General features: G+C 68.0%; 10 protein-coding genes. 8 read left to right on the forward strand and 2 right to left on the reverse strand.

The genetic code is table 11. From position 1 onward, the window contains the following. The 8 genes from BM198_RS22205 to BM198_RS22240 all read left to right on the forward strand — a co-directional run. Positions 1–786, forward strand: a 786-nt coding sequence (locus BM198_RS22205) for an acetyl-CoA C-acyltransferase (protein WP_074972491.1), incomplete at its 5' end; no start/stop codon positions are given. Positions 787–1,139: 353 nt separating this feature from the next. Further along, on the forward strand, positions 1,140–2,558 hold the full coding sequence (locus tag BM198_RS22210; RefSeq protein ID WP_044414025.1) for a short-chain fatty acid transporter: 1,419 nt from the start codon (positions 1,140–1,142) through the stop codon (positions 2,556–2,558). Between the two features lie 133 nt (positions 2,559–2,691). After that, positions 2,692–3,156 (forward strand): DUF3859 domain-containing protein, encoded by a 465-nt coding sequence (locus BM198_RS22215; RefSeq protein ID WP_044414022.1) that lies wholly within the window; start codon positions 2,692–2,694, stop codon positions 3,154–3,156. 376 nt (positions 3,157–3,532) lie between these two features. Continuing rightward, complete coding sequence (locus BM198_RS22220) at positions 3,533–5,476, forward strand: DUF1302 domain-containing protein (protein WP_074972494.1); 1,944 nt, start codon at positions 3,533–3,535, stop codon at positions 5,474–5,476. Positions 5,477–5,523: 47 nt separating this feature from the next. Continuing rightward, positions 5,524–6,894: a DUF1329 domain-containing protein gene (locus BM198_RS22225; RefSeq protein ID WP_074972496.1), complete on the forward strand. Its 1,371-nt coding sequence runs from the start codon at positions 5,524–5,526 to the stop codon at positions 6,892–6,894. 101 nt (positions 6,895–6,995) lie between these two features. Then, on the forward strand, positions 6,996–7,712 hold the full coding sequence (locus BM198_RS22230; RefSeq protein WP_341865223.1) for a response regulator: 717 nt from the start codon (positions 6,996–6,998) through the stop codon (positions 7,710–7,712). 134 nt (positions 7,713–7,846) lie between these two features. Then, positions 7,847–10,666 (forward strand): PAS domain S-box protein, encoded by a 2,820-nt coding sequence (locus BM198_RS22235; protein ID WP_074972499.1) that lies wholly within the window; start codon positions 7,847–7,849, stop codon positions 10,664–10,666. A gap of 77 nt (positions 10,667–10,743) precedes the next feature. Then, positions 10,744–11,430 (forward strand): hypothetical protein, encoded by a 687-nt coding sequence (locus tag BM198_RS22240; RefSeq protein ID WP_074972501.1) that lies wholly within the window; start codon positions 10,744–10,746, stop codon positions 11,428–11,430. Between the two features lie 11 nt (positions 11,431–11,441). Here BM198_RS22240 and BM198_RS22245 read toward each other — a convergent pair whose 3' ends face one another. Together BM198_RS22245 and BM198_RS22250 are read right to left on the reverse strand one after the other, a co-directional pair. After that, a complete protein-coding gene (locus BM198_RS22245; protein ID WP_074972503.1) occupies positions 11,442–13,064 on the reverse strand; it encodes a methyl-accepting chemotaxis protein in 1,623 nt (540 codons plus the stop codon). Positions 13,065–13,192: 128 nt separating this feature from the next. Next, positions 13,193–14,818 (reverse strand): methyl-accepting chemotaxis protein, encoded by a 1,626-nt coding sequence (locus BM198_RS22250; RefSeq protein ID WP_074972504.1) that lies wholly within the window; start codon positions 14,816–14,818, stop codon positions 13,193–13,195. Between the last annotated feature and the right edge of the window lie 69 nt (positions 14,819–14,887).

Genomic DNA, 14,887 nt, shown 5'->3' on the forward strand with positions numbered 1-14,887 from the left:
CTGCGCATGGGCCACGCCAAGCTGGTGGACACCATGATCCAGGACGGCCTGTGGGACGCCTTCAACGACTACCACATGGGCATCACCGCCGAGAACCTGGTGGAAAAGTACGGCATCAGCCGGGAAGCCCAGGACGCCTTCGCCGCCGCCTCCCAGCAGAAGGCCTGCGCGGCCATCGAAGGTGGGCGCTTCAAGGACGAGATCACCCCCATCCTGATCCCGCAGAAGAAGGGCGAGCCCATCGCCTTCGCCACCGACGAGCAGCCCCGCGCCGGCACCACCGCCGAGTCCCTGGCCAAGCTCAAGCCGGCCTTCAAGAAGGACGGCAGCGTCACCGCCGGCAACGCCTCCAGCCTCAACGACGGCGCCGCCGCCGTGCTGCTGATGAGCGCCGACAAGGCCAAGGCCCTCGGCCTGCCGGTGCTGGCGCGCATCGCCAGCTACGCCAGCGCCGGTGTCGACCCGGCGATCATGGGCATCGGCCCGGTCTCCGCGACCCGCCGCTGCCTGGAGAAAGCCGGCTGGAACCTGGCCGAGCTGGACCTGATCGAAGCCAACGAAGCCTTCGCCGCCCAGGCCCTGTCCGTGGGCCAGGAGCTGGGCTGGGATGCGAGCAAGGTCAACGTCAACGGCGGCGCCATCGCCCTCGGCCACCCCATCGGCGCTTCCGGCTGCCGCGTGCTGGTGACCCTGCTGCACGAGATGATCAAGCGCGATGCGAAGAAGGGCCTGGCCACCCTGTGCATCGGCGGCGGGCAGGGCGTGGCCCTGGCCATCGAGCGCTGATCCCCTGCCGGGCCGACGCCCCGGTCGGCCTGGCTACACGCTTGTTCACGCAACGCTCCGCGCACCTGCGCGGGGCGGGACGTACCACGCCCTGGCGTGGTGTCGTCGTTTCAGACCTACAGGGCATCTCTAGAAACGTAGGCGAGGCCGTCAGCGCAAGGCAAAAACAGGCGAAAAAGCGCAGTTTACGTAGTGTAAATGAGCATTTTGAGCCGGTTTTTAACGCCGCGATGACAACGCAGGTAGTTTTTAGAGGTGCCCAACAGGGGGCGAAGACCCCCGAGCCGCTCCACCCCTATCCAGTGCCGGTGCCCTCCATGCCTGGCCGACAAGAACAACAGTGAGGTAGACCGATGGTCACGCAACTCCAAGAAAGCCGCTCCGCCCGTTTTGCCATGCGGTGCTCCGCCTGGGCCGAGCGCTGGTTCCCCGATTCCTGGGTCTTCGCCGCCGCGGCCGTGATGCTGGTGACCCTGGCCGTGCTGGCCATGGGCGCGCCTGCCAGCCAGGCGGCCAAGGCTTTCGGCGACGGGTTCTGGAGCCTGATTCCCTTCACCATGCAGATGGCCTTCGTGGTCATCGGCGGCTATGTGGTCGCCAGCTCCGGGCCGGCGTCGAAACTCATCGACCGCCTGGCGCGGGTGCCGAAGAACGGCCGCTCGGCGGTGGCCTGGGTGGCGCTGGTGTCCATGCTCGCGTCGCTGCTCAACTGGGGCCTGTCCCTGGTGTTCGGCGGCCTGCTGGTGCGGGCCCTGGCACGCCGGGAGGAGCTGAAGATGGACTACCGCGCCGCCGGTGCGGCGGCCTACCTGGGCCTGGGCGCCGTGTGGGCGCTGGGCCTGTCGTCGTCGGCGGCGCAGTTGCAGGCCAACCCGGCCAGCCTGCCGCCGTCGATCCTGGCAATCACCGGGGTGATTCCGTTCACCGAGACGATCTTCCTCTGGCAATCCGGGGTCATGCTGCTGGCGCTCATCGTGGTGTCCCTGGTGGTGGCCTACATGACCGCGCCGAGCGCCGCCAATGCCCGTGACGCCAAGGCCTGCGGGGTGGACCCGAGCTTCACCGCGCCGCGCCAGGCCAAGCCGACCCGTCCGGGGGAGTGGCTGGAACACAGCCCGCTGCTGATCATCCTGCTGGTGGCCCTGGCCGGCGGCTGGCTGGCCCAGGAGTTCGCCAGCAAGCCGGCGATCACCGCCATCTCCGGCCTCAACACCTACAACCTGCTGTTCATCATGGCCGGCGCGCTGCTGCACTGGCGCCCGCGCAGCTTCCTCGATGCCGTGGCCCGGGCGGTGCCGACCACAACCGGGGTGCTGATCCAGTTCCCGCTGTACGGCTCCATCGCCGCGCTGATGACCACCGTGAACGGCAGCGACGGCCAGACCCTGGCACACCACATCTCCACCTTCTTCGTGCAGATCGCCAGCCACGACACCTACGCGCTGCTGATGGGCGTGTACTCGGCGGTGCTGGGCTTCTTCATCCCCTCCGGCGGTGGCAAGTGGATCATCGAGGCGCCCTACGTGATGCAGGTGGCCAACGACCTGCAGTACCACCTGGGCTGGGCGGTGCAGATCTACAACGCCGCCGAGGCGCTGCCGAACCTGATCAACCCCTTCTACATGCTGCCGCTGCTGGGCGTGCTGGGGCTGAAGGCGCGTGACCTGATCGGCTTCTCCTTCGTGCAGCTGCTGGTGCATGCGCCGCTGGTGCTGGTGATGCTCTGGGCGCTGGGGCGGACCCTGGCCTACATCCCGCCGGTGATGCCCTGAGGGCGGGCGGTGGCGCGGGCATCACGCCCGTGTCGCCGCCGGCTGGCGCTGGGGAGGAGGGCGGTCGGCAAGCTGTCATCAGTCGGTCATGAACGTGTCATAGCCTGCCGCCATCCCAACCAAGGAGCGCGACATGAAAGCAACCCGACTGAGTGCACTGATCGCCCTCGGCCTGGCGTCCGGAGCGGCCTGGGCCGATGTCCGGGTGGACGGGCCGGTGGAATACGGCGTGTTCGAGAGCCGCTACCAGGACTTCAAGCCCGGCGAGCGCGTGCTGACCAGCAGCGACCAGAGCATCCAGCAGACCGAGGTGGTGCCCGCCCGGCTCGGCACCAAGTTCGGCCTGCGCTACACCCTGGTCGGCAAGCGCGAGAACGACACGCCGCTGACCCTGCTGTACCTCACCCCGGGTGTGACCACTCCCGACGGCCAGCGCCACGACAAGTTCGAGGTGATCCAGAAGATGGCCCCGGGCGCTCCCCAGGACGTGATGGCCTATGAGTTCACCGAGACCCACGAAGTGGTGCCCGGTGCCTGGCACTTCATGGTGTTCCAGGGTGACCGGCTACTTGCCGAGAAGCGTTTCGAGGTCCGCTGACCGCCTTTGCCGCCCGGTTCCGCCGGGCGGTCCCTCCCCACGGGCCAGGCCCGTCGCGCCCCAGGCGCCTGTGATTTCCCTCCCCGAATGACGACTGCCCGGCTGTTGGTTGGGCGGATGACTGGCGTATTGGCAGGCTCGGACATACTTTGTTACCGTACTTGCACTTTCGTACCAGATTCGCTCCCCGCTCCAACAACAAGAACAGCGTGACCGTCGCCGGCGTGCACTCCCGCGACGAGGATGGACACCTGCGAGAGCGATGCCGAGGCCTGCCCATGTGCCCGGACGCCGTTCCGCAGCCGAGAGAAGAACAACAACAGGACCGGACGCAGAGCCGGCCCGAAATCTTGGCCGTCAAGGGAGGTACGTCGCTATGAAGAGGTTCATCCGCAATCCTGTCGCACCCCATCGATCAGGGCCCGCTGGCGTCGCCTGGGGGCTGCTGCCCCTGCTGGTGGCGGGCTCGGCCCAGGCGGTGGAGTTCAGCCTGCTGGACAACCAGCTCACCGGCTCCATCGACACCACGCTGTCCTACGGCGCCATGTGGCGGGTGCAGGGGCGGGACAAGGACAACATCAGCGACATCAACGCCGACGACGGCAATCGCAATTTCGATACCGGGCTGGTCTCCGAGGTGTACAAGGCCACGTCCGACCTCTCGCTGAAGTACGACAACTATGGCGCCTTCGTGCGCGGCACGGCGTACTACGACAGCCAGATCATGGACAAGCGCAACGACTACTACGGCACCACCGGTGGCGTGGAGCGACCCAGCCAGTCCTTCCCCGATGACGACCGCTTCACCCAGGACACCCGCCACGTGGCCGGGCGCAAGGCCGAGGTGCTGGATGCCTACGTGTTCGGCAACTGGGACGTGGGCGACATGCCCCTGGGTGCCAAGGTGGGACGCCAGGTCATCAACTGGGGTGAGGGGGTGTTCTACCGGGGTGGGGTGAACACCGTGAACCCGGTGGATGCGGCGCGCTTCCACCTGCCGGGTTCGGAGCTGAAGGAAGTGCTGGTGCCGATGGAGGCGCTGAGCTTCAACCTGGGGCTGACCGACAACCTGTCCATGGAGGCCTTCTACCATTGGAAGTGGAAGGAAACCCGGCTGGACCCGGTGGGCACCTACTTCTCCGACACCGACCTGTTCGCCGATGGCGGGCATACGGCGTACACCACCACGGCCAACCCCGACCTGCTGGCGATCATGGGCCTGCACCCCCTGGCGGTAGCGGCGGGTGCCATCGGCAATGGCGCCTACGGGCCCAATGCCTACGTCAATGCGGAGAACGGGACCTTCAAGGTCGCCAATATCGGCAAGGACCTGCAGGCGGACGACAGTGGCCAGTTCGGCGTCGCCTTCCGCTACATGGCTGAGGAGCTGAACTCCACCGAGTTCGGTTTCTACTTCGTCAACTACCACGCCAAGGAGCCGCAGATCGCCATCGACCTGACCGGCTACAACGGTGTGGACATGGCTGGCCTGGCAGGCTTCGGGCCGGCCGGCCCAGGGCTGGCAACGCTGGACATGGCCAGCAATGCCCAGGCCCGTCGCCGTTATGTCGAAGACATCCGTATGTACGGTTTCAGCTTCAACACCACGGTGGGGGATGCCTCGGTGTCCGGCGAGATCGCTTATCGCCCCAACGCGCCGATCGCCATCGCCGCCACTGACGACCTCCTCAGCGACCTGCTGGGGCAGGGTGTCAACGGGTTGACCAACATCTACGACGCCAGCGTTGCAGGCAATGCCGCCTGCGCCCAGGTATCCGGCAAGCAGCTCTGCCGCAGTTCGATCTTCGACAACTACGAGCGTGCCGAGACCTACAACACCTCCCTGTCCACCCTCTACAACTTCGGCCCGGCGCTGAGCTTCGACTCGGTGATCGGCGTGGCCGAGCTGGCGTCCCAGCACATCCGTGGCAGCAGCCTGAAGTACACCGCCTTCGACGGCTCGGTGCGCAGGTTCACCAGTGCCACCGACAAGGCCTACGAGGACGAGCGCACCACCGACAGCGACCAGATCAGTCGCGACAGCTACGGCTACACGCTGCTGCTGTCCGGTAGCTGGAACGACGTCTATGCCGGGGTGAAGCTCTCGCCCTACGTAGTGTTCCAGCACGACTTCAAGGGCAACTCGGACCGCACCGGCAACTTCATCGAAGGGCGCAAGGCACACACCATCGGCGTGGACGCCAGCTACCTGAACAGCTTCGAAGTGGGCCTGCAGTACACCGAGTACTACGGCGCCGGGCGCAACAACAGCACCCGCGACCGCGACAACGTCTCGCTCACCGCCAAGTACTCGTTCTGACCGCGCGCCCGGCCGTGGCCGGGCTGTCACCTGACAGGGAGACCCCCATGCTGAGCAAACCTTCGCTGCTGCTGGCCGCCTGCGTGCTGGCAACCATCACCTCCGAGGCCGGCGCCGCCGTGACGGCCGACCAGGCCGCCGCGCTCGACAGCCGGCTGACCCCCTTCGGCGCCGAGAAGGCCGGCAATGCCGCCGGCACCATTCCCGCCTGGACCGGCGGGCTGACCCAGGCCCCGGCCGGCTACAAGGGGCCCGGCCAGCACCATGTCGACCCCTTTGCCGGCGATACCCCGCAGTTCACCATCACCAAGGCCAACCTGGAGCAGTACAAGGCGCACCTGACGCCGGGCCAGGTGGCGCTGTTCAACGCCTACCCGGAGAGCTTCCAGATGCCGGTCTACGCCACCCGGCGTTCCGGCTCGGCGCCGCAGTGGGTCTACGACAACATCCGCCGCAACGCCACCAGCGCCAAGCTGCTCAACGGTGGCAACGGCTTTGCCGACGCCTACGGCGGCGTGCCGTTCCCGATCCCGCAGAACGGCCTGGAGGCGGTGTGGAACCACATCACCCGTTATCGCGGCACCTACATCGTGCGGCGCTCGGCGGAGGCGGGCGTGCAGCGCAATGGCGCCTACTCCCTGGTCACCTCCGAGGACGAGGCGCTGTTCCGCTTCTACGACCCCAAGGGCAGCTACGCGGGCCTGCAGAACACCCTGTTCTACTACCTCAGCTTCACCACCGCCCCGGCGCGCCTGGCCGGCAACGGCGCGCTGGTGCAGGAGATGCTCGACCAGGTCAAGGAGCCACGCCAGGCCTGGGGCTACAACCCCGGACAGCGCCGTGTGCGGCGGGCGCCGACCCTGGCCTACGACACGCCCATCGAGTCCACCGACGGCCTGCGCACCGCCGATGACACTGACATGTACAACGGCGCGCCGGATCGCTACGACTGGACCCTGGTGGGCAAGCAGGAGATCTACATCCCCTACAACAACTACAAGGTCACCAGCCCCGAGGTGAAGTACAAGGACCTGCTGCAGCCCGGCCACATCAACCCCAAGTACACCCGCTACGAGCTGCACCGGGTGTGGGTGGTGGATGGCAAGCTCAAGCCCGGCGCCCGGCACATCTACTCGCGGCGCACGCTGTTCCTCGACGAGGACAGCTGGGGCGCTGCGGTGGTTGACCAGTACGACGGCCGGGGCGACCTCTGGCGGGTGTCGATGGCCTACCTGAAGAACTTCTACGAAGTGCCCACGGTGTGGACCGCGCTGGACACCTTCCATGACCTCCAGGCCCGCCGCTACGGCGTGCAGTGGCTGGACAACGAAGAGCCCGGCACCGTCGACTTCAGCCAGCCGTCCCCCGGTGACGCGGCCTTCACCCCGGCCGCCTTGAGGCGCAAGGCCTCGCGCTGACCGCAGTCCCGCCCTACGGCAGGGACTGCTCGCCGACCCGGCGCCGCGTTATAGTCGCGCGATTCCAACCGAAGGGATGAGCTAGGACCATGGTGGCGCCGGTGAGGATTCTGGTGGTGGACGACGATGCCGAGGTGCGCGAGCTGCTGCAGGACTACCTGGGCGGCCACGCCTACCAGGTGGAGACGGCCTGTGACAGCGGCAGCATGCGCGCGGCCCTGGCAGTCGGCTTGCCGGACCTGGTGCTGCTGGACGTCGGCCTGCCCGGCGAGGACGGCCTGAGCCTCGCCCGCTACCTGCGCGAGCACCACGACCTGCCGGTGATCATGGTCTCCGGCGCCGGCAGCGCCGTGGACCGTACCATCGGCCTGGAAGTGGGCGCCGACGACTACGTGGCCAAGCCCTTCGACCCCCGCGAACTGCTTGCCCGGATCAAGACCGTGCTGCGCCGCTACCAGCGCGCCCCGGCGTCCGCTGCCGTGGCGGAGGCCGTTGCCCCCGTCGAACCCGATACCCGCCTGCAACTGGGCGCCTGCCGCCTGGACCTGGAGCGCCGCCAGCTGTTCGACGCCTCGGGCGCGGAAATTCCCCTCACGGCCATGGAGTTCGACCTGCTCCAGGCCTTCGCCCAGCGGCCCAACCGACCGTTGTCCCGCGACCAGTTGCTCAACCTCACCCAGAATCGCGACTGGAACCCCTTCGACCGCTCCGTCGACATCCGCATCGCCCGCCTGCGCCGCAAGCTCGAGACCGACCCCGACAAACCCCAGGTGATCCGCACCCTGCGCGGGGTGGGGTACATGTTCGTGCCGGGCTGACCCCGCGCCTGGCGCCTCTGCTCGGCGCCAGGCCGCCGTTTGTTTCAATTGTTTCAACCGCGTTGTACCCCCTGAAATCCCTCGGGGCGGCTCTCTATACTCCGCTCACCCAAGAGGCTCCTGGAGGCCTTCCGATGAGCCAGACGGCCCACCGCCCGCTGTTCGACGGCGCCGCCGAACACCAGTTGCGCCAGATCGTCGACAACAGCAGCGCGGTCATCTACGTGAAGGACCTGGAAGGGCGCCTGCGCCTGGTGAACCGGGCGTTCGAGCAGGTGTTCAAGGTCACTGCCGAGCAGGTCATCGGGCATGTCGACCATGAGTTCTTCCCGGCCGAGCTGGCCGATGTGCTGCGGGCCAATGACCAGAAGGTGGTGGAACTGGGTCGCGAGCAGGAGTTCGAGGAGCGCCTGCCGTTCAACGGCGTGGTGCGCACCTACCTGTCGAGCAAGTTCCCGCTGTTCGATGCGGAGGGGCGGGTCACGGCGGTGTGCGGCATCTCCACCGACATCAGTTCGCGCAAGAGCGTCGAGGAGGTGCTGCGCTACGTGGCCCTGGGGATTTCGGCGGCCACCGGTAACGAGGTGTTCGAGGCGATCGCCCGCTACATGGTGCGCTCGCTCCGGGCCGACTTCGCCTTCGTCAGCCGCATCAGCGACGAGGGACCGCACAAGCTCACCACCCTGGCGATGTATTACAACGGCTCGCTGCAGGCCAACTCGACCTACCCCTTGAGCGGTTCACCCTGCGGCGACGTGCAGGGACGGGCCTTTCATTTCGTCGGCACCGGGTTGCAGGCGCTGTACCCGAATGACGCTGTCTTCCGTGCCTATGGGGTCGACAGCTACGCCGGCTACCCGCTGTTTGCCACCGATGGCCGGCCGCTGGGGCTGATCGCCGCTGGCCGCCTGGGCCCGATGAAGGAGCGCGAGCGCGCCGAGTCGGTGCTGCGCATCTTCTCGGTACGGGCGGCGGCGGAGATCGAGCGCCTGGAGGCGGAGGCCAGCTACCGGGCGATCTTCGCCGGCTCCGAGGACGCCATCCTGGTGCTGGATGTGGAGACCGGGGCGCTGGTGGATGCCAACCCGCGCGCCTGCGCGACGGCCGGCTACAGCTACGAGGAAATGATCGGGCTGGACATCGACGCCTTCAGCGCCGGCTACGAGCCCTACACCGGGCGCCAGGCTGCGGGCTTCCTGGCCCGCGCGGCGGCGGGCGAGCCGCAGCGGTTCGAGTGGCACCGGCGCAACCGCGACGGCAGCCTGCATTGGGACGATGTGACCCTGAAGCGGGTGACCCTTTCGGGGGTGGACCGCATCCTGGTGTTCTGCCGCGAGATCACCCAGCGCAAGGAGGCGGAGCAGGCGCTGCGGGCCAGCGAGCTGCAGCACCGCACCATTACCGACACGGCGCTGGATTGCTTTATCAGCATGGACGGTGCCGGGCGCATCCTGGCCTTCAATCCGGCCGCCGAGCGCTGCTTCGGCATCGCCCGGGACCAGGCGCTGGGGCGCGGGTTGCTGAAGCTGATCATCCCCGAGCGGTTCCACGTGATGTACGAACAGGACCTGGAGCGCTACGCGCAGACCGGCAATGGCAGCTTCCTCGGCAAGCGCCTGGAAGTGGTGGCGCGCCGTGCCTCCGGCGAGGAGTTCCCGGCGGAACTGGCCCTGACCCATGTGAATGGCGACGAAGGCCCCCGCTACATCTGCTACCTGCGCGACATCACCGAGCGGCGCCAGGCCGAGGAGGAGAAGACCCGCCTGGAGCAGCAGTTGCGCCAGGCCCAGCGCATGGAAGCCATCGGGCACCTGACCGGGGGTATTGCCCACGACTTCAACAACCTGCTGACCAGCATGCTGGGCTACACGGTGATGGCGCAGGAGCATGCCGAGTCCCTGCGCGACGAGCGCCTGGGCAAGTACCTGACCCGGGTGCAGCGGTCGGCGGAGAAGGCCCGCGACCTGATCCAGCAGATGCTGACCTTCAGCCGTGGCAGCCGGGGTACGCCCCAGGTGACGGCGCTGGACCGGTTGCTGGGCAGCTTCATCCGCCTGCTGGAGTCCACCCTGCCGGCCACCGTCGAGCTGGAGACCCACCTGGTGGCCGATCTGCCGCCGGTGCTGGCGGACCCGGTGCAGCTGGAGCAGGTGCTGATGAACCTCTGTATCAACGCCCGGGACGCCATGGGCGGTGTCGGGCGCTTGCGCATCGAGCTGCAGCGGCAGCACCTGGGCGATGGCGTGTGCGCGTCCTGCCAGCAGCGGGTGGCGGGGCCCTTCGTCAGCCTGACGGTGAGCGACAGTGGCCCGGGCATCGACGCGGGCCTGCGTTCGCAGGTGTTCGAGCCGTTCTTCTCCACCAAGGCCAGCGGCCAGGGCAGTGGCATGGGTTTGTCCATGGTCCACGGCATCGTCCATGAGTACGGCGGGCACATCCTGCTGGAGGGTGGTGCGGGGCAGGGGGCGGTATTCCGCGTGCTGCTGCCGGCCCACGAGGACGGGCAGCTTCCGGAGGGGATGGCCTGCTGCCCGGCGGAGCATGTTCCGGTTCGCGCGACCTTGCAGGGGCGGGTGGCGGTGGTGGACGACGACCCGCTGGTGGGCGAATTCATGAGTGACCTGCTGGCCACCTGGGGGCTGGAGGTGCAGCTGTTCAGCGACCCGGAGCAGGCCAGCCTGCACCTGGGGGCCGACCCTTACGCGCGGGACCTGGTGATTCTTGACCAGAGCATGCCGAGGTTGACCGGCATGCAGTTGGCGCGGCGCCTGCTGGCGGCCCGTGCGGACCTGCCGATCCTGCTCTACACCGGCTTCAGCGACAGCCTGGTGGAGGAGGACGTGCGCGCCCAGGGCGTGCGGGCGATGCTGACCAAGCCGCTGGACCAGGCCCGCTTGCATGCGCTGCTGGGCGAACTGCTGGAGGCGAGTAGTTACCGTACTGAAACAAACTGAGCGGCGGCAGCCACAGTACGGATACAGGGGCGGTGCAGGCTGTAACCATCAGCCACCGGCCATCAAGGACCGCCATCATGGACACCCTCTCCGGACGCATCGCCGCCGTTTCCCTCGGCCTGACCAGCTGGCTGGTCGCCCTGGCCACCTTCCTCTTCGCCATCGGTTTTCTCGCCGGCCTGCCGCTGGCGCCTTTCCACCTGGAGGGGCCGCTGGCGGTGCCGCCTTGGCACGCCCTGGCACTGGACGGGCTGCTGCTGGTGGGGCTGGTGGCGGCCGTGCTGCTGGCCGCTGGCCGCAGCCACCGCGCGCGGCTGCTGATGGTGAGCGCGGTGGCGCTGCTGGTCATGGCGTTCTGGCAGCCCCTGGGGGGTGAGACCTGGCAGTTCGAAAACCCGTCCCTGCGGTTGGTGCTCTCCGCGGCCTTCGGCCTGGGGGCGGCTTTGCTGGCCTACGCGCTGGTGCTGGCGGATCTGCTGTCCGGATCGGGGCTGGTGGCGGCCTGGCGCCGGTTGCCGGCCGGCTCGGCCCGGGCGATTCCCGCCCTGGCCCGTGGCCTGCGCGGTGAGGCACGGCTTGCGTCCGGGCTCGGTGTGCTGCTGTGTGCCTGGGGCAGCCCGGCCATGGGGGTTGCGCACCTGGGGCTGGCGCTGCTGGCGAGCCTGGTGGTGGGGTGGACGATGGTGCGGGGCCGCGCCCGGTCATCCGGGCGGGTGCTGAGGCTGGAGCGTGCGCCGCGTGACGGGGTGCGCCACGCAGCCTGAGGCCAGGCGGACTAGACGGTGAAGCGCGCCACCATGGCGTTGAGTTCCAGGGCCAGGCGCGAGAGCTGGTAGCTGGCGGTGGAGGTTTCGTTGGCGCCGGTGGCGGTCTGGGTGGACAGGTCGCGGATGTTGACCAGGTTGCGGTCCACCTCGCGGGCGACCTGGGCCTGCTCTTCGGCGGCGCTGGCGATCACCAGGGTGCGCTCGTTGATGTGGCTGACCTGCTCGGCGATCTCCACCAGGGCGGTGCCGGCGGCTTCGGCGATCTCCAGCATCTGGCGGGCACGCTGGTCGTTCTGGCTCATGGCGCTGACCGCCTCGCCGGTGCCGCTCTGGATGTTGCCGATCATCTGTTCGATTTCACGGGTGGATTCCTGGGTGCGGTGGGCGAGGGCGCGTACCTCGTCGGCGACCACGGCGAAGCCGCGCCCCTGCTCGCCGGCGCGGGCGGCCTCGATGGCGGCGTTGAGGGCCAGCAGGTTGGTCTGCTCGGCGATGGCGCGGATCACGTCGAGCACCTTGCTGATGTTCTGTGCGCGTTCGGCCAGGCCTTCCACCAACTGGCTGGTCTGGGCAACGTCGTCGCTCATGTGGCGGATCGCCTGGACGGTCTGCTCGACTCGGCTGCGCCCGGCATGGGCCGACTGTTCGGAAGCCCGGGAGGCTTCGGAAGTGCCGGCGGCGTTGCGGGCCACTTCCTCGACGGCGGCAGTCATCTCGTTCACCGCCGTGGCGGCCATCTGGATTTCGTCGTGCTGCTGGCTGAGGGTGCGGTTGCTTTCCTCGGTGATGGCGCTCATTTCCTCGGCGGCCGAGGCGAGCTGGGTGGCGGAATGGCTGATCTGCTCGATGGTGCCGCGCAGTTGCTGCTGCATCTTCTTCAGGGCAGCGAGCAGTTGGGCGGGTTCGTCCCGGCCGGTGGTGTCGATGGGGCCGGTGAGGTCGCCGCCTGCCACCACGTCGGCGGCGCGCACGGCGATGTGCAGCGGCTGGGTGATGCTACGGGTCAGCAGCCAGGCCAGCAGCACGGTGGCCAGCACGGCCAGGGCCAGCACGCTGAGCACGGCAGTCTTGGCGCTGGCGTAGTCCTGGTCGGCTTTTACGTTGGCCTGCTCGGCGCCTTCGGTGTTGTAGTCCAGCAGCGCCTGCAAGGTCCTGATGGTGGCGCGGTAGTTCTCCAGCAGCGAACCCTGGACGAGGCGGTTGGCGCCGGCACTGTCACCACTGCGGGAGAGGCCCAGGAGCTGGGTGGACTCGTCCTGGAAGCGTTTGTACTGCTGCTGGAAGGCGCGGAACAGTTCGGTGTCCCGGCCGGCATCCATGTCCTTCTCGTAGGCCTGGCTGGTCTTCGCCAGGTTGGCCTCCAGCTCCTGTAGGCGCTGTTCAAGAGCGTGCTTGGCGGCCGCTTCGGCGAGCACGTGGCCCAGCTGCACCTGGCGTATTTCGGTGACCAGCAGTTCCAGCTTGGCCAGGTTCCTGAGGCTCGGGATCCAGCTCTGGCTCATTTCGGTGGAGGCGCCGTTGATCACCGCCATGCGGTTCAGCGAGAACAGGCCGGTGAGTATCAGCAGCAGGGTGATGAGGGCAAAGCTCGAGGCGGCGCGCGGGGCGATGGGGAACTGGCGCAGGAACATGGGCACTTCTCCGTGGGGGCCAGGCGGGGGACGCGGAGGAGTATAGGTTTTCTTGTTGGCCTGCGGAGCCCGATCTGTGGGCTTTTCAGGGGAAGCGAGGGCCTGCCGCTGGGCAGGCCCGGATGGCGTCAGACGGTGAAACGGGCAACCACGGCGCTGAGGTCGGCGGCCAGGCGGGACAGTTCCTGGCTGGCGCTGGAGGTCTGGTTGGAGCCGGTGGCGGTCTGGGCGGAGAGGTCGCGGATGTTGACCAGGTTGCGATCCACCTCGCGGGCGACCTGGGCCTGCTCTTCCGCCGCGCTGGCGATCACCAGGGTGCGTTCGTTGATGGCGCTGACCTGGGCGGCGATCACGTCCAGGGCCTGGCCGGCGGCTTCGGCGATCTTGAGAATCTCCCGAGCGCGTTCGTCGTTCTGGCTCATGGCGCTGACGGCGTTGCCGGTGCCGGTCTGGATGCTGGCGATCATCTGTTCGATTTCGCGGGTGGATTCCTGGGTGCGGTGGGCGAGGGCGCGGACTTCGTCGGCGACCACGGCGAACCCCCGGCCTGCTTCGCCGGCCCGGGCGGCCTCGATGGCGGCGTTGAGGGCCAGCAGGTTGGTCTGCTCGGCGATGGCGCGGATCACGTCGAGCACCTTGCTGATGCCCTGGGCCTGGTCGGCCAGGCCGCCGACGATGCTGCTGGTCTGGCTGACTTCGCTGCTCATGGCGCGGATGGCCTGGACGGTCTGGGCGACCTGGTGGCGGCCACCTTCGGCGGACTCTTCCGAGAGGCGCGAGGCTTCGGAGGTGGAGGCGGCATTGCGTGCGACCTCTTCGACGGCGGCGGTCATCTGGTTGACGGCGGTGGCGGCCATCTCCGTTTCGTCGTGCTGGCGGTTCATGGCCTGGTTGGTTTCGTCGGTCACCACGCTGAGCTGGTGGGCGGCGGCGGCCAATTGGCTGGAGGAGTCGGTGATGTGGCGGATGGTCTGGTGCAGGCTGCTGCGCATCTCGGCGAGGGCCTGCATCAGCCGCGCGGGCTCGTCCCGGCCCTGGGTGTCGATGGTGCCGGTGAGGTCGCCGTTGGCGACGGTGCGAGCGGCTTCCACGGCATTGCGGATCGGCACGACGATGCTGCGGGTGAGCAGCCAGGCCGTGGCGACGGCGAGCAGCGCGGCGAGTACCAGCACGAGGCTGACGGCGGTGCGGGCGCCTTCATAGGTGCTGGCGCTGGCATCACCGGAGCGGTCGGCTTCGAGGTTGCTCAGCTTGATCAGCTCGGTGAGGGTGGCGTGTACGCCTTCGTAAGATTCTCGCAGGGGGCCGCGCAGCAGTTCGTAGGCGTCGTCGGCGCGGTTGCTGCGGGAGAGTTGCAGCAACTGGTCGTGGCCCTGGAGGTAGGCTTCCTTGCGCTGGCGGTATTCGGCGAACAGGCGCTTCTCGTCCGGCAGCAGGAACAGGGGCTGGTAGATGCGCTCGATCTCGTCCAGCTCCTCGCGGATCTTGGCCATGCGCGCTTCCTGGCGGCTCATCTGCTCGGCCTCGCGGCTGAGGATGTGGTTCATCTCGCTGAGGCGGTATTCGGCCATCAGGTAGCCGAGCTGGCTGGAGTACTCGACGCTGGGGAGCCAGATCTTGGATACCTGGTAGGCGGCTTCGTCCATGGTGGACATCCGCGACAGGCAGAAGAGCCCCAGGCCCACCAGCAACAGGGTGATGACGGCGAAGCCGCAGGCGGCGCGGATGGAAATGCTCAGGTTGCGCAGGGACATGGGAGGCTCCTCCGGGGATGCGCGTGGGCGTACGGGCATAAAGAGCGGAGGCGTTGCGCGGGACTTAAA

The organism is Metapseudomonas otitidis (genome assembly GCF_900111835.1).
GTDB classification, from domain to species: domain Bacteria; phylum Pseudomonadota; class Gammaproteobacteria; order Pseudomonadales; family Pseudomonadaceae; genus Metapseudomonas; species Metapseudomonas otitidis.